General features: G+C 67.6%; 12 protein-coding genes. 5 read left to right on the plus strand and 7 right to left on the minus strand.

Annotation, left to right across the window (positions count from 1 at the left end; translation table 11 throughout):
- Positions 1–65 precede the first annotated feature (65 nt).
- Positions 66–3827, minus strand: a complete 3762-nt coding sequence (metH, locus tag JCM7685_RS10480) for a methionine synthase (RefSeq protein WP_074966312.1) — start codon at positions 3825–3827, stop codon at positions 66–68.
- Between the two features lie 129 nt (positions 3828–3956).
- Between metH and lipB the strand changes: the two genes are divergently transcribed.
- From lipB to JCM7685_RS10500, 4 genes are all read left to right on the plus strand, one after another.
- Positions 3957–4709, plus strand: a complete 753-nt coding sequence (gene lipB, locus JCM7685_RS10485) for a lipoyl(octanoyl) transferase LipB (protein WP_408634309.1) — start codon at positions 3957–3959, stop codon at positions 4707–4709.
- Positions 4710–4851: 142 nt separating this feature from the next.
- Entirely contained in the window at positions 4852–5340 is a 489-nt protein-coding gene (locus JCM7685_RS10490; RefSeq protein ID WP_074966314.1) for a c-type cytochrome, read from the plus strand.
- A gap of 169 nt (positions 5341–5509) precedes the next feature.
- Complete coding sequence (ctaD, locus tag JCM7685_RS10495) at positions 5510–7186, plus strand: cytochrome c oxidase subunit I (protein WP_074966315.1); 1677 nt, start codon at positions 5510–5512, stop codon at positions 7184–7186.
- Between the two features lie 3 nt (positions 7187–7189).
- On the plus strand, positions 7190–7684 hold the full coding sequence (locus JCM7685_RS10500) for a DUF2244 domain-containing protein (RefSeq protein WP_074966316.1): 495 nt from the start codon (positions 7190–7192) through the stop codon (positions 7682–7684).
- Between the two features lie 303 nt (positions 7685–7987).
- Here the strand turns inward: JCM7685_RS10500 and JCM7685_RS10505 are convergent, their stop codons facing one another.
- Positions 7988–8521: a hypothetical protein gene (locus tag JCM7685_RS10505; RefSeq protein WP_074966317.1), complete on the minus strand. Its 534-nt coding sequence runs from the start codon at positions 8519–8521 to the stop codon at positions 7988–7990.
- A gap of 572 nt (positions 8522–9093) precedes the next feature.
- Entirely contained in the window at positions 9094–10104 is a 1011-nt protein-coding gene (locus JCM7685_RS10510; protein ID WP_074966318.1) for a 2-hydroxyacid dehydrogenase, read from the minus strand.
- A 91-nt stretch (positions 10105–10195) separates the two neighbouring features.
- Here JCM7685_RS10510 and JCM7685_RS10515 point away from each other — a divergent pair, with 91 nt between their 5' ends.
- Positions 10196–10798: an SH3 domain-containing protein gene (locus JCM7685_RS10515; protein WP_074966392.1), complete on the plus strand. Its 603-nt coding sequence runs from the start codon at positions 10196–10198 to the stop codon at positions 10796–10798.
- Here JCM7685_RS10515 and JCM7685_RS10520 read toward each other — a convergent pair.
- The 4 genes from JCM7685_RS10520 to JCM7685_RS10535 form a co-directional block, all read right to left on the minus strand.
- Positions 10795–11589: a class I SAM-dependent methyltransferase gene (locus JCM7685_RS10520; RefSeq protein WP_074966319.1), complete on the minus strand. Its 795-nt coding sequence runs from the start codon at positions 11587–11589 to the stop codon at positions 10795–10797. The genes JCM7685_RS10515 and JCM7685_RS10520 overlap by 4 nt on opposite strands.
- Before the next feature lie 205 nt (positions 11590–11794).
- On the minus strand, positions 11795–12229 hold the full coding sequence (locus JCM7685_RS10525; RefSeq protein WP_231964619.1) for a hypothetical protein: 435 nt from the start codon (positions 12227–12229) through the stop codon (positions 11795–11797).
- A gap of 17 nt (positions 12230–12246) precedes the next feature.
- Positions 12247–14283 carry a M3 family metallopeptidase gene (locus tag JCM7685_RS10530; RefSeq protein ID WP_074966321.1) on the minus strand — a complete coding sequence of 679 codons (2037 nt, stop codon included), beginning with the start codon at positions 14281–14283 and terminating at the stop codon, positions 12247–12249.
- 30 nt (positions 14284–14313) lie between these two features.
- Positions 14314–15456 (minus strand): HesA/MoeB/ThiF family protein, encoded by a 1143-nt coding sequence (locus JCM7685_RS10535; RefSeq protein ID WP_074966322.1) that lies wholly within the window; start codon positions 15454–15456, stop codon positions 14314–14316.
- Between the last annotated feature and the right edge of the window lie 8 nt (positions 15457–15464).

A 15464-nucleotide genomic window follows, 5' to 3' on the forward strand; every position in this document is an offset into this window, starting at 1 on the left:
TCGCGCCTTCTAGACGCTTGCGCGGCGGATGAAAAGAGAGATTTTCACCCGCCGCCCGCGTTTTCTCATTCCGCCGCGACGGCGCCTTGCGGAGTATAGTTCAGGATCGGCGCCAGCCAGCGCTCGGCCTCGCGCAGCGACATGCCCTTGCGGTGGGCATAGTCCAGCACCTGGTCGTGCTCGACTTTGGCGACGCCGAAGTAATAGGCCTCGGGGTGACCGATATAAAGGCCCGAAACCGAGGCGCCGGGCCACATCGCCATCGACTCGGTCAGTTCGACGCCGGTGGCGGCGGTGGCGTCCAGCAGGCGGAACAGCGTCACCTTTTCCGTGTGGTCGGGCTGGGCCGGATAGCCGGGCGCGGGGCGGATGCCGGCATAGGGCTCGGCGATCAGCTCCTCGGGCCGGAAATCCTCGTCCGAATAGCCCCAGTATTGCTTGCGCACCCGCTCGTGCATCATCTCGGCCAGCGCCTCGGCGAAGCGGTCGGCCAGCGCCTGCACCAGGATCGCCGAGAAATCGTCATGCGCCGCCTTGAAGCGGTCGGCGATCTGCTGCTCTTCGCCGCCAGCCGTCACCACGAAACCGCCGACATAGTCGCGATGCCCTTCGGGCGCGACGAAATCGGCCATGGCGACGTTCGGGCGGCCGTCGCGCTTGCTGACCTGCTGGCGCAGCGTGTGCAGCGTTGCCAACTCATGGGCCCGATCCTCACCGGTGAACAGGCGGATGTCGTCGCCGCTGCGATTCGCCGGCCAGAAGCCGATCACGGCGCGCGGCTTGAACCATTGCTCGTCGATGATGCGGGCCAGCATCGCCTGCGCATCGGCGAAAAGCTGGCGCGCGACCTCGCCCTGCTTCTCATCGTCCAGGATGCGGGGATAGACGCCTTTCAGTTCCCATGTCTGGAAGAAGGGCGTCCAGTCGATATAGCGGGCGATCTCGGCCAGGTCGAAATCCTCGATCACCCGCGCGCCCAGGAATTGCGGCTGCTTCGCCTCGAATCCGGTCCAGTCGATGCGCAACGCATTGTCGCGGGCCGAGGCCAGCGGCAGCCGCTTCTTCTCGGCCTCGGCGCGGGCGTGCTTGTTGGCGACGTCCATGTATTCGGCGCGGACATTCTCGACATAGGCCGATTTCTGGCCCGAGAGCAGGCTGCCCACCACGCCCACGGCGCGGCTGGCATCGGTGACATAGACCGCCTGGCCCTTGGCATAGCGCGGATGGATCTTGACCGCCGTATGCACCCGGCTGGTCGTCGCGCCGCCGATCAGCAGGGGGATGTCGAAACCCTCGCGCTCCATTTCCGCGGCCACATGCGCCATCTCGTCCAGCGAGGGGGTGATGAGGCCGGACAGGCCGATGATGTCCACCTTCTCGGCCTTCGCGGTTTCCAGGATCTTGGTCGCCGGCACCATAACGCCCAGGTCGATGATCTCGTAATTGTTGCAGGCCAGCACGACGCCGACGATGTTCTTGCCGATGTCATGGACGTCGCCCTTGACCGTCGCCATCAGGATCTTGCCGGCGCTGGAGGCACCGCCGCCGCCGCCCGCCGCAGCCTTCTCGGCCTCCATATAGGGCAGAAGATGCGCCACCGCCTGTTTCATCACCCGGGCCGATTTCACCACCTGCGGCAGGAACATCTTGCCCGAGCCGAAAAGGTCGCCGACCACGTTCATCCCCGCCATCAGCGGGCCCTCGATCACATGCAGCGGCCGCGCGGCGGCAAGACGGGCCTCCTCGGTGTCCTCGTCGATATATTCGGTGATGCCGTTGACGAGGGCATGTTCCAGCCGCTTGTCCACCGGCCAGCTGCGCCAGGTCAGGTCCTTTTCGCGGGCTTTCGCGCCACCCTCGCCGCGGAAACGCTCGGCGATCTCCAGCATGTTCTCGGTCGCCGTGCCGCCGTTCGCGGGCTTGCGGTTCAGCACCACGTCCTCGCAGGCCTCGCGCAAGGCGGGCTCGATCTGGTCATAGACCGCCAGCTGGCCGGCGTTGACGATGCCCATGTCCATGCCGGCCTGGATCGCGTGATACAGGAACACCGCATGCATCGCCTCGCGCACCGGCTCGTTGCCGCGGAAGCTGAAGCTCAGGTTCGACACCCCGCCCGAGACATGCACATGCGGCAGCTGCTGCATGATTCGCCGCGTCGCACCGATGAAATCGAGGCCATAGTTGTCGTGCTCCTCGATCCCGGTGGCGATGGCAAAGATGTTCGGGTCGAAGATGATGTCCTCGGCCGGGAAGCCGACGCGGTTGACCAGGATGTCATAGGCGCGGGCGCAGATCTCGACCTTGCGGTTCTCGGTATCGGCCTGGCCCTTCTCGTCGAAGGCCATGACCACCACCGCGGCGCCGTAGCGGCGACACAGGTCGGCATGATGCAGGAAGGCCTCCTCGCCCTCTTTCAGAGAGATCGAGTTCACCACCGCCTTGCCCTGCACGCATTTCAGCCCGGCCTCGATCACCTCCCATTTCGAGCTGTCGATCATCACCGGGACGCGGGCGATGTCGGGCTCGGCCGCGATCAGGTTCAGGTAGTCGATCATCGCCTGTTTGGAATCGATCAGCCCCTCGTCCATGTTGACGTCAATGATCTGGGCGCCGTTTTCCACCTGGTCGCGGGCTACGTCCAGCGCGGCGGCGTAATCGCCGTTGGTGATCAGCTTGCGGAACTTCGCGGAACCCGTGACGTTCGTGCGCTCGCCCACGTTGACGAAGGGAATGTCGTCGGTCTTGACGAAGGGCTCCAGCCCCGACAAGCGCAGGCGCGGAGGGGTCTCGGGGATCTGGCGGGGCGGCAGATCGGCCACGGCGCGGGCGATGGCGGCGATATGCGCAGGCGTCGAGCCGCAGCAGCCGCCGACCACGTTCACCAGCCCCTCGCGGGCGAACTCCGCCACTTGCGCCGCCATGTCCTCGGGCGATTCGTCGTATTGGCCCATCTCGTTCGGCAGGCCGGCATTGGGATAGGCGCAGATCAGCGTATCCGCGACCGAGGCAAGCTCGGCCAGATGCGGGCGCATGGCGGCGGCTCCCAGCGCGCAGTTCAGCCCGATGGTGGCGGGCCGCGCATGGCTGACCGAATACCAGAAGGCGGTCGGCGTCTGCCCCGACAGCGTCCGCCCCGACAGGTCGGTGATCGTGCCCGAGATCATCACCGGCAGCCGCAGCCCGTTCTCGGCAAACACCTCCTCGCAGGCAAAGATCGCCGCCTTGGCGTTCAGCGTGTCGAAGATGGTCTCGATCAGGATCAGGTCGGCGCCGCCATCGACCAGCCCGCGGATCTGCTGGGCATAGGCGGTGCGCAGATCGTCAAAGGTTACAGCACGATAGCCGGGGTTGTTCACGTCCGGGCTGATCGAGGCCGTCCGGTTGGTCGGTCCCACCGCGCCCGCCACCCAGCGCACCCGGCCATCCTCGGCCGTGGCGCGGTCCAGCGCCCGGCGCGCGATGCGGGCACCGTGGAAGTTCAGGTCATAGACCGCCGCCTCCATGCCGTAATCGGCCTGGGCGATGGTGGTCGAGGAAAAGGTGTTGGTCTCGACGATATCGGCGCCCGCCTTGGCATAGCGGTAATGGATCTCCTCGATCGCCGCCGGCTGGGTCAGGATCAGCAGGTCGTTGTTGCCCTGCTGCGGATGCTCGCCCGGCGCCGGCGGATGGCAGCCGCAGCTGCAGCCGCCGCCATGGCCGCGGAAATCGTCCTCCTTCAGGCCAAGCTGCTGGATCTGCGTCCCCATGGCCCCGTCCAGGATCAGGATCCGCTCGCGCGCGGCGGCATTCAGGGCATCGAAGACAGGCGATCTGGGCAGGGTCATGACATCATCCGGGCTAGCACGAGAGGGCGTTATAGCCCGGCTTCCCCATTTAGTGAAATTCAACATCCGCACAATGATCTTGCAGCGAATTCATGTTCCGGCTTCTTTTGTGCGGAAATATCCTCGGGGGTGTGGGGGTCCGAGGACCCCCACCGGCAACGGATCGGCCGAGGCCCGGCCGCGCGCCCCTTGCGGCAATCTTCGCGCCGGAATATCTGCCGGACCATGACCGAATGGATCACCGCCCCCGGACTGACCGGCTATGCCGAGGCCGTCGCCTTCATGGAGGCCCGCGCCGCCGCGATTCACGCCGGCCAGGCGGATGAGCTGATCTGGCTGGTCGAGCATCCGCCGCTTTATACCGCCGGCACCTCGGCCCGGGCGCAGGACCTGCTCTCGGCCCGCTTCCCGGTGCACGAAACCGGGCGTGGCGGGCAATACACCTATCACGGTCCGGGCCAGCGCGTGGTCTATGTCATGCTGGACCTGAACCGCCGCGGCCGCGACGTGCGCGCCTTCGTCCAGTCGCTGGAGAACTGGGTCATCGACGCGCTGGCCGAGTTCAACCTGAAGGGCGAGATCCGCGAGGGCCGTGTCGGCGTCTGGATCGCCCGGCCCGACAAGGCGCCGCTGCCCGACGGCAGCATGCACGAGGACAAGATCGCCGCCATCGGCGTCAAGCTGCGGCGCTGGATCAGCTTCCACGGCATTTCCGTCAATGTCGAGCCCGACCTCGGCCATTACGCCGGCATCGTGCCCTGCGGCATCCAGGGCCACGGCGTCACCAGCCTGGTGGACCTGGGCCTGCCCGTAGGCATGGCCGATCTGGACGCGGCCTTGCGCGCCGGCTTCGCGCGGAACTTCCCGCCGCTCGCCGGCTGATTTTCGCGCATCGGCGCAATCACCCTTGCGGGATATGCGACCTTTTGCCGGTGTTCCGGCGGGTTGACGCATGTTAGCCCTTGCGTCGGAGGAGGACAGCGATCCTCACCCGCCAGCATCAGCCAGCTCCCGAGGAAATGCGATGAAGACCAGCATCTACGCTACGCTCGCCGCCGTCACGCTCGCCCTGCCCGCCATGGCCCAGGACGCGGGCGACCCCGCCAAGGGCGAGAAGGAATTCAAGAAATGCAAGGCCTGCCACATGATCCAGGCCCCGGACGGGACCGACGTGGTCAAGGGCGGCAAGACCGGCCCCAACCTCTATGGCGTGGTGGGGCGCAAGGCCGGCACCGAGGAAGGGTTCAAATACTCGGACGCGCTCGTCAAGCTGGGCGAGGCCGGCGAGATCTGGACCACCGAGGATCTTGGGCATTACATCACCGACCCGAACAAATATGTCGAGGACAAGGTCGGCGACGCGTCCCTCAAGACCAAGATGACCTTCAAGCTGGCCAAGAATCAGGCCGATGTCGTGGCCTTCCTGGCCCAGAACTCGCCCGATGCCGGCGCCGCCCCGGCCGAGGCGCCCGCCGAGGCCCCTGCCGCCGCCGAGGCCCCGGCCGCGAACTGACGCCGCTGTCGCCAAGCGGCAACATTCCCGCCCCCGGCAACCGCAAAAGCGGCCGGAGGCGGGCGATTGGTCCCTCTGGCGGATTGCCCAGGCCATCATCCTGTTCTAGAACCGAAAGCGAGTCCGCTGGCCCCCGAGGCCGGCCAGCCGCATCTGAGGGAGTCCACGCATGGCAGACGCAGCCGTTCACGGCCACGGTGACCATCATGACACCCGCGGGTTCTTCACCCGCTGGTTCATGTCAACCAACCACAAGGATATCGGTATCCTGTACCTGTTCACGGCCGGCGTCGTCGGCCTGATCTCGGTCTGCTTCACCGTCTACATGCGGATGGAACTGCAGCACCCGGGCGTGCAGTTCATGTGCCTGGAAGGCGCGCGCTTCATCGCCGACGCCAGCCGGGAATGCACGCCGAACGGCCATCTCTGGAACGTCATGATCACCTATCACGGCGTGCTGATGATGTTCTTCGTCGTGATCCCGGCGCTGTTCGGCGGCTTCGGCAACTATTTCATGCCGCTGCACATCGGCGCCCCGGACATGGCCTTCCCGCGGCTGAACAACCTCTCCTACTGGATGTATGTCTGCGGCGTGGCCCTGGGCATCGCCTCGCTGCTGTCGCCGGGCGGCTCGGACCAGCCGGGTTCGGGCGTGGGCTGGGTGCTCTACCCGCCGCTCTCGACCACCGAGGCCGGCTATTCGATGGACCTGGCGATCTTCGCCGTCCACGTCTCGGGCGCCTCGTCGATCCTGGGCGCGATCAACATCATCACCACCTTCCTGAACATGCGCGCCCCCGGCATGACGCTGTTCAAGGTGCCGCTCTTCGCCTGGTCGGTCTTCATCACCGCCTGGCTGATCCTGCTGTCGCTGCCGGTTCTGGCGGGCGCGATCACCATGCTGCTGATGGACCGCAACTTCGGCACCCACTTCTTCGACCCGGCCGGCGGCGGCGACCCGGTGCTGTATCAGCACATCCTGTGGTTCTTTGGCCACCCCGAGGTCTATATCATCATCCTGCCCGGCTTCGGCATCATCAGCCACGTCATCTCGACCTTTGCCCGCAAGCCGATCTTCGGCTACCTGCCGATGGTGCTGGCCATGGCCGCGATCGGCATCCTGGGCTTCGTGGTCTGGGCGCACCACATGTACACGGCCGGCATGTCGCTGACCCAGCAGGCCTATTTCATGCTGGCGACCATGACCATCGCCGTGCCGACCGGCATCAAGGTGTTCTCGTGGATCGCGACCATGTGGGGCGGCTCGATCGAGTTCAAGACGCCGATGCTCTGGGCCTTCGGCTTCCTGTTCCTGTTCACCGTCGGCGGCGTGACCGGCGTGGTGCTGAGCCAGGCGCCGCTGGACCGGGTCTATCACGACACCTATTACGTCGTGGCGCACTTCCACTACGTGATGAGCCTGGGCGCCGTCTTCGGCATCTTCGCCGGGGTCTATTACTGGATCGGCAAGATGTCGGGCCGGCAATATCCGGAATGGGCCGGCAAGCTGCATTTCTGGATGATGTTCCTGGGCTCGAACCTGATCTTCTTCCCGCAGCACTTCCTGGGCCGCCAGGGCATGCCGCGCCGCTACATCGACTATCCGGTCGAGTTCGCCTATTGGAACAATATCTCGTCCATCGGCGCCTATATCAGCTTCGCGTCCTTCCTGCTGTTCATCGGCATCGTGTTCTACACGCTCTTCGCCGGCAAGCGCGTCAACGTCCCGAACTACTGGAACGAGCACGCCGACACGCTGGAATGGACCCTGCCCTCGCCTCCGCCCGAGCACACCTTCGAGCAGCTGCCGAAGCGCGAGGACTGGGATCGCGTCCACGCGCATTGACCCATGCCCTATGCATGGCAGGATATGGCCCCGGAGGAATCCGGGGCCTTTTCATATCGGCTGGAACTGTGGCCGCACCGCTCGCTCAGCGCGCGCGGCTTCGCCTGGGTGATCGGATTGACCGCGCTGGGGCTGGCGCTGCCGCTGCTGGCGGTGGTCGGCTCGACGGTGCTGTGGGGATTGCTGCCCTTTGCGATGCTGGTGATCTGGGCGCTGTGGCAGGCGATTCGGCGCAGTTATGGCCGGCCGCATGAGGTGATGTGGCTGTCGCGCGACCGGCTGGAGCTGCGCCGCAGCGACCCGGGCCGGCAGGACCGGATCTGGCGGACGAATCCCTATTGGGTCCGGGTCGGCCTGCGTTCGGGCGGGCCGGTCGAGGATTACCTGGTGCTGACCGACGGCCGGCGCGAGGTCGAACTGGGCGCCTTCCTCGCCCCGGAAGAGCGGGTGGCTTTGCGCGACGAATTGGAAAGACGGCTGGCGGCGCTGCGCCGGTAGCAGAGGCACCAGGGCAGCCTGCGCTACCGGCGCGGAATCGCAGCGCGGAGTTCCAGCAGGCAAGGACAGGCACGCATGACCTGCCGGGTCTGCAGGATCATCGCGCAGGGGATGCTTTTGCCCTGCCCGCCAACCTGATCCCGAGGGGAACGCAGCCTTTGCGGCGCCGCCAAACTGGCCCAAGGACAGTTGCGGCAGCAACGCGCTGCCGCGGAGCCGCAGGACCGGCCTCGCTTCGCCACCGTGCGAGCGCCTCGGCCCACCCAGATTTCATGCCCGGGCGGGCCGGCTGCGCCGAAAGGATCAGAAGCGGAGACCGGCGACCAGTTGCGTGCTTTCGCCCGTGGCGCGCAGACCCAGGGCGAGGCGGTCGACGGAAAGGGTCAGCACGGCGCCGAAATTGCCCTTGTATTCGGTGTCCGGCGCCCGGTCGGCGTAGCATTGGAAGCCGAGATAGGAATCCGGGCAATCGGCGAAGGATTCCCGCAGCCCCACCAGCAGCGCCGCATCGGTACGGAACCGGCCGTTGTCGACCAGGCTGCCGCCGATCAGCAGATTGTAGGACGTCGCCTGTTTCGGGCGTTCGTCCAGGCCCCAGGTCGAATCGATCATGGTGCCCTCGCGGCCGATATCGAAGCCCAGCACCAGCCGGCTGTCGGCCCGCTGATGCAGGAAGCCGATGGACCACGGGGTATCGTCGTTCTCAAGCGGGTCGCCGGACTCGGCCCGTCCGGCCCCAATATAAAAGGTGTTCCGCAGCAGGTCGTCCTGCGCCTGGACATGGCCGGCCGCCAGGGCGAGCGGAAGGCAGAAACACAAAATCCTGGAAATCTTCATCGTGGCTTTCTCGATACTGGCTCAGCAATAGGCGCATCGGATAGCAGGCTGAATTCACATTCCGAAACAGATAGTTGCGAAAATTTTCGGCATATGCTTCCGCAGCAGTGGCCGCCGGGCCGCATAGAAAAAGGCCCGCGCGGAGCGCGGGCCTTTCTTCGCATCGCAGGCCTGGGAGGAGAGCAGCCTTCGGTGCGGAACGTCTTGCCTGCTCAGGTCAGGGGCCGGCCGTCCCCGAGACTGGCGGCGGGCGATTCCCGGGTTGCAGGCGGGTTCGGGCAATTACAGCCGAAGCCGGGCACCACACCGGCGGCGTCTGCGACGCTTTCGCGGAAAAAAGCGGCATGCACGCCCATTCCGCAGCCGCGGCGGCAGATAGCCGCATCAGGCCGAAGTGGCGACGTGCCCGCGGTCCCTGCCGGGCTGACAGGCCGCTGGAAACCGGTTCCGAGCGCGCACCGGGGGAACCGCTCCGGACCTCGTCAGCATCGCTCTGGCAGCCGGCATTTCCGGCCGATCCGAAACGAATCTCCCCGTCCCCGGCTGTCCGCGCCGACCTTGCCGGCAGCCTGCTAGAGCATCGAGGGCACCACCAAGTCCGGGGGCCGATGGCCGTCGGCGAAGGTCTTGATGTTGATGAGAACCTTCTCGCCCATCTCGACGCGGCCCTCGATGGTGGCCGAGCCCATATGCGGCAGCAGCATGACGTTCGGAAGCTCGCGCAACCGCGGATTAATCTCATGCCCATGCTCGAACACGTCCAGCCCGGCGCCGGCGATTTCGCCCGCGCGCAGCATCCGGGTCAGGGCGTTCTCGTCGATCACCTCGCCGCGCGAGGTGTTGATGACCACGGCCGAGGGCTTCAACAGCTTCAGCCGCCGCGCGTTCAGCAGGTGGAAGGTCGAGGGCGTATGCGGCGCGTTCACCGAGACGATGTCCATGCGCGCCAGCATCTGGTCCAGACTGTCCCACCAGGTCGCCTGCAGCTCGGCCTCGATCTCGGGGCGCAGGCGGCGGCGGTTGTGGTAATGCACCTGCATGCCGAAGACATTGGCGCGGCGGGCCACGGCCTGGCCGATGCGGCCCATGCCCAGGATGCCCAGCCGGCGCCCGCCCAGCCGGCCGCCCAGATGCGAAGTCGGCGCCCAGCCCTGCCAGCGCCCGGCCTGCATCTCGGCCATGCCCTCGGGGATGCGGCGGGTCACGCCCAGGATCAGCGCCATCACCATGTCGGCGGTGTCCTCGGTCACCACGCCGGGGGTATTGGTGACCAGGATGCCGCGCTGGCGGGCGGAATGCACGTCGATATGGTCGACGCCGGCGCCGTAATTCGCGATCAGCTTCAGCTTCTCGCCGGCCTGGGCCAGCATGTTCGCGTCGATGGCGTCGGTGACCGTCGGCACCAGCACGTCCGAAACGCGCATGGCGGCGACGAGCTCGTCGCGGGTCATCCGGCGGTCGTCGGTGCTCAGCGATACGTCGAACAGCTCGGACATCCGCGCTTCGACCGCCTCGGGCAGGCGGCGGGTGACGGTGACCTTCAGGCGCGAGCGGGTCGGATCGGTCGCTTGAACGGCGGGCATGGTCGCTCCTCTCTTCCAAAGCCGGACGGCTTTTGGCAAAGTGCCCGCGATGCGGGGCGCGCACAAGACCCCGAAGATGCAGGACGAGCATATGACGCATGGACTGGCTTGGCCGCGCGCCGCGATGGTGGCGCTGGGGCTGTGTTTCGGGGGCGCCGCGCTGGCGCAGGCGACCGATCCGGGCGAGGCCCTGGACGCCAAGCCGGTGCCGGGGGTCTCCGCCGATGCCGAGATCAGCCGCAACCCGGACGGCCGCGCCGATCCGAACCGGGGGCCGGTCACCAACCTGCCGCTGCCGCGCTATGTCAGCCTGAAAGGCGGCGAGGGCAACGCCAGGCGCGGCCCCAGCCTGTCGCATCGCATCGACTGGGTGTTTCGCCACGCCGGCATGCCGCTGCGCGTGGTGGCCGAATTCGGCCAGTGGCGCCGGGTCGAGGACCAGGACGGCGCCGGCGGCTGGGTGCATTATTCGCTGTTGTCGGGGGTGCGGACCGCCATCGTCACCAAGGACATGCTGGACCTGCTGGCCCGGCCCGAGCCCCGGGCCAATGTCGTCGCCCGCGCCGAGGCCGGCGCCATCGTGCGGCTGCACGAATGCAATCCCGACTGGTGCCGGGTATCGGGCGCGGGGGAAAAGGGCTGGGTGCCCAAGACCGCGATCTGGGGCGTGGATGCGGGCGAGATCCGCGACTAGTGCAGCGTGGCGGCATCCTCGCCGCCGGCCTTGCAGACCACCACATGGCCCAGCGAAACCCGCATCCAGGCGATGCGCGAGCTGCGCTGCGCGCCGGTGCCCAGGGTCGGATGGGTCATGTCCTCGGCGCCGCATTCGTCGACCAGTTCCTTGACGAAGCCCACCATGCCGCGGTCGTGGCCGTGAAAGCGCCGCCGCACCAGGTTCCAGCGCAGCCACCCGGTCAGCTTGCGCAGCGGGTAAAGGCCGCGCACGGCGCCTGTCTTGTGGGCGCGGTCCAGCATACGCTCGTGCCAGGACAGGTCCGGCGACTCGGGGCGGTAATGCTTGCCGTCCGGATATTGCGGCCAATAGCCGGTGCCCCAATCCTCGATGAAATACAGGCCGCCCGGCTTCAGATGGTGTTCGAGCAGGTGCCAGAACGAGATCCGGGCCAGCTGGCCGACATGGGCGGCGTCGTCGATGATGACATCGAAACCGCGCGGGGCCCGTTCGGCGGCGATGCGGTCCAGAAGCGCCTTGTCCTGCTGTTCGCCGACGTAGCAGCGCACCCGCTCGCCGAAGGACGCGGCGCAGGGGTTGATGTCCAGGCCGGTGATGCGGGCGTTGGGCAGCCAGGATTCCCAGTGCTTCAGCGAATCGCCGCGGGCCACGCCCAGTTCCAGCATGTCCAACGCCTCGTGTCGGCGCGGTCCCAGGAATTCGGTGTAGTTCCGGAAGTAATGCGCCAGTCCCATCTTGTCGATCGGAATGTCGCCGATGGTCTTGACCGGTATCGTCGTCGCCGTCATGGATCGTCCCCGCACCAGTGAACCTTCAAACGCGCCGCTTGCCCTTCGAGGGTAAGGCAGCTTGCCGGGCCGCGGCAAGCACGACGGGCCGCGGGCCCGCGATATGCCAGTCATGGGCGACACGCCCGCCGGCGACGCGCCCCGAAGTTGCAAGGGCCGCCCCTGCGGGGCGGCCCTGCGGTTTTCGGCGGCCCGATTCGCGCGATTACATGGTCTGTCCGACCAGGGAATCGGTGCTGGCGCTGGCCTTCATGCATTGGTGATAGGTCAGCGTGATCGAGTTCTCGGTCATGCGCAGCGTGCCGTCGGGACGGGACTGCAGGTCGACCACCCGGTTGCCGGCGGCGGGCGAACCTTCGCAGGCCAGGGTGACGCGGGTGCGGTTCACCTGCTGTTCGGAATTGGCCACGGTGCAGGTCGCCGCCGGGAACATGAACTTGTTGCCGTCGATGACCAGCGACTTGTCGCTGGTCGGATCGCCGCAGTTCGATTCCAGCAGGTTGTAAGTGCCGTTCAGCGCGCTCGACTGCGCCATGGGACCGGGGGTGGGCTCGGGCGTGGCCGGAGCGACCTGGTCGCAGGCGGCGATTCCCAAAGTCGCGAGGGCGGCGAAGGCAAGCAGGGGTTTCATCACAGTCATTTCAATCTCCCGTTGTGTCAGGAAACGTCGGTCAACAGGCCGCGTCCTTTCAACAAAGCGTGAACCCCCGGTTTTCGTTCCCTGAATTTCAACCAAAGTTCGTCGGCCGGCAAGGAATCGCCCTTGGAGAGGATCCATTCCTCCAGCCGGGCGGCGGTGGCCGGGTCGAAGGCGCCGCCGTTTTCCAGGAAGGCCTCGAAGGCGTCGGCATCCATGACCTCGGACCACATGTAGCTGTAATAGCCGGCGCTGTAGCCGTCGCCGGAAAACACATGCGCGAAATGCGGCGTGGCGTGGCGCATCGGGATCGCGGCGGGGGCGCCGAGTTCCGCCAGCACTTCGGCCTGCCGCGCCATCGGGTCGGCGGGCGGCGTGCCGGTGTGAAAGGCCAGGTCGACCAGCGCGCTTTCCAGATATTCGGTGGTGGCGAAGCCCTGATCGGCATTGCCCGCCGCCAGGATGCGGTCGCGCAACTCGGCCGGCATCGGCGCGCCGGTCTCGGCATGGCGGGCGTGGCGGTCCAGCACCTCGGGCTGTTCCAGCCAATGCTCGAACAGCTGGCTCGGCAGTTCGACGAAGTCGCGCGCGACCGAGGTGCCCGAGATCGAGGGCCAGTCCACCTGCGACAGGATATGGTGCAGCGCATGGCCGAATTCGTGGAACAGCGTATGCGCGTCGTCCCAGGACAGGTAGGCCGGCGCGCCGGGCGCCTCGGGCGGGGTGAAGTTGCAGACATTGACCACGATGGGGCGCTGGCCGGCGCCGATCCGGTGCTGCTGCTGCAAGGACGAGCACCAGGCGCCCGAGCGCTTGCTGGGCCGGGCGAAGTAGTCGCCCAGAAACACCGCCATCTGCCGGCCGTCGCGGGTGATCTCCCACGCCCGGACCTCGGGCGACCAGAGCGGCGCCTGGAACTCGCGGAACTCCAGCCGGAACAGCCGGCTCGCGGTGTCGAAGACCGCACCGATCATCGCCTCCAAGGTCAGGTAGGGCTTCACGGCCGCCTCGTCGAACTCGTGCTCGGCCTTGCGGCGGCGCTCGGCGTAGAAGCGCCAGTCCCAGGGCTCCAGCGCGCCGTTCACGCCGTCCGCGTGCAGCATCTGGGTGAAACGCGCGGCATCGGCCTCGGCCCGGGCCTTGGCCGGGGTCCAGACCTGTTTCAGCAGCGCCTCGACATTGCCGGCATTGCCGGCCATCTCGGGCTCCAGCTTGTAGCTGGCGAAATCGGCGTAGCCCAGCAGCGTGGCGCGTTCGTGGCGCAGCGCCAGGATCTCGGCGGCGATGGGGCGGTTGTCGGTCTTGGCGCCGCCTGCCCCCGAGCCGTCGCCGCGCGCGGTCCAGGCCCGCCAGGCGGTCTCGCGCAAGGCGCGGTCCTCGGCATATTCCAGGAAAGGCACGATCAGCGAGCGGTTCAGCGTCACGATCCGGCCCGACAGCCCGCGTTCGCGCGCCGCCGCCCGCATGGCGCGCAACAGCCAGTCCGGCAGGCCCGAAAGCCGGTCGTCGGGCACGGCCATGGTAAAGTCGCGCTCATCCGCCAGCACGTTCTGGGCGAAATCCGTGCTGAGCACCGCCAGCCTTTCGCGGACCTGCGCCATGCGCGCGCGCGCCGCGCCGGTCAGCCCGGCACCCGAGCGGCGCAGCCCGCGCAGGGTCAGCTCGGTCAGGCGCTGGTCCTGCGGCGCCAGCTCGTCGCGGTCCTGATGGATCGCCTCGACCCGGTCGAACAGCCGCGGGTCCATGCTGGTCCTGGCGCCATGCGCGGCCAGGCGCGGCGCGAACTGGCGCTGCAAATCCTCGCGCGCGGGGTTCGAATCGACGCCCGCCAGGGTATAGAACACCGCGCAGAGCCGGTTCAGCGGCTCCTCGGCGGTTTCCAGCGCGGCGACGGTGTTCTGGAATGTCGGCGGTTCGGGATTGGCGGCGATGGCCTCGACGGCCTCCTCGGCCAGCTTCAGGCAGGCGTCGAAGGCGGGGGCGAAATCCGCGTCGCGGATCAGGTCGAAGCGCGGCAGGCCCAGCGGCCCGGTCCATTCGGTCAACTCAGGGTTCATGCGGCATCCTTTCGGTTGCCCTGCATGTTTTCACCCCGGCGGCAAATGTCCAGAGCCGCAGACCGGGCAATCGGCGCGTCGCGAAATTTTCATCAGCCGGTTTTCGGAATAGAGCCCGTCGAAGATCAGCATGCGCCCGCGCAGGGGCTCGCCCGCGCCGGCGATCAGCTTGATCGCCTCCAGCGCCATCATCGAGCCGATGACGCCGGGCAGCGGGCCGACCACGCCGGCCTCGGCGCAAGCCGGGGCCAGCCCGGCGGCCGGAGCCTCGGGGAAGATGCAGGCCATGCAGGGCGCGCCGCGGGCGGGGTCCCAGACGGTCAGCTGCCCTTCCCATTGCGCGATCGAGCCGGCGACCAGCGGCACGCCGACCGCGACGCAAGCCGCGTTCACCGCCTGGCGGGCGGCGAAACTGTCGGTGCCGTCGATCACCAGGTCGTGGCCGGCGAGCAAAGCGGCGTCCTCGGCGGTGATGCGGCGGTCCAGCGCGGTCACCGCGACATGCGGATTCAGTGCCAGCATGGCGTCGCGGGCGGCCTCGGCCTTGAGGCGGTCCGCGTCGGCGGTGCGGAAGATCACCTGCCGTTGCAGGTTCGAGAGGCCGACCCGGTCGTCGTCGGCGACGGTGATCCGTCCCACCCCGGCGGCGGCGAGGTAAAGGCAGACCGGAGCCCCCAGCCCGCCCGCGCCCACGACCAGCACCCGCGCGCGCCGCAGCGCCGCCTGCCCCGGCCCGCCCAATTCGCGCAGCACGATATGGCGGGCATAGCGGTCCAATTCCGCATCCGCAGGCGAGCCGGTCCCATTGACCGGGACCGGGGGGGCTTCGGACACAGCCTGCTTCACCGGCACCAGCCCCGGCCCCTGCTGCGGCAGCGCGACGCTGTGGCGATGCGCCAGCCGCAGAAGCGACCATGCCGCAAGGCCGATCAGGGTGACGGCCAGCAGCCAGAGCAGCACCGGGGACGGCCATTGCACCGCCCGCGCAAAGGCGCCCTCGGGCCAGCGATGGACGGCGGCGGTCACCGCGAGCCACAGCAGCAGCGCGGCAAGACCAAGCTTCCAGCCGCGCAGGCGCAGCCAGTAAAGCCAGCCCAGCACCGCGCCATATCCCAGAAGCCACCAGCCGCCGGTCGCCCAGACGAACACCAGCAGCAGGATGAGGACCGGCATCAGCCCCG

It is taken from the genome of Paracoccus aminovorans (genome assembly GCF_900005615.1).
GTDB lineage: Bacteria > Pseudomonadota > Alphaproteobacteria > Rhodobacterales > Rhodobacteraceae > Paracoccus > Paracoccus aminovorans.

Bases quoted from the DNA above. Each gene is read 5' to 3' on its own strand.
- JCM7685_RS10490 (WP_074966314.1), top strand. From the start codon at position 4,852: ATGAAGACCAGCATCTACGCTACGCTCGCCGCCGTCACGCTCGCCCTG.
- JCM7685_RS10535 (WP_074966322.1), bottom strand. From the start codon at position 15,456: ATGCCGGTCCTCATCCTGCTGCTGGTGTTCGTCTGGGCGACCGGCGGC.
- JCM7685_RS10530 (WP_074966321.1), bottom strand. From the start codon at position 14,283: ATGAACCCTGAGTTGACCGAATGGACCGGGCCGCTGGGCCTGCCGCGC.
- JCM7685_RS10520 (WP_074966319.1), bottom strand. From the start codon at position 11,589: ATGACGGCGACGACGATACCGGTCAAGACCATCGGCGACATTCCGATC.
- JCM7685_RS10510 (WP_074966318.1), bottom strand. From the start codon at position 10,104: ATGCCCGCCGTTCAAGCGACCGATCCGACCCGCTCGCGCCTGAAGGTC.
- JCM7685_RS10525 (WP_231964619.1), bottom strand. From the start codon at position 12,229: ATGACTGTGATGAAACCCCTGCTTGCCTTCGCCGCCCTCGCGACTTTG.
- JCM7685_RS10505 (WP_074966317.1), bottom strand. From the start codon at position 8,521: ATGAAGATTTCCAGGATTTTGTGTTTCTGCCTTCCGCTCGCCCTGGCG.
- ctaD (WP_074966315.1), top strand. From the start codon at position 5,510: ATGGCAGACGCAGCCGTTCACGGCCACGGTGACCATCATGACACCCGC.
- JCM7685_RS10500 (WP_074966316.1), top strand. From the start codon at position 7,190: ATGCCCTATGCATGGCAGGATATGGCCCCGGAGGAATCCGGGGCCTTT.
- JCM7685_RS10515 (WP_074966392.1), top strand. From the start codon at position 10,196: ATGACGCATGGACTGGCTTGGCCGCGCGCCGCGATGGTGGCGCTGGGG.
- metH (WP_074966312.1), bottom strand. From the start codon at position 3,827: ATGACCCTGCCCAGATCGCCTGTCTTCGATGCCCTGAATGCCGCCGCG.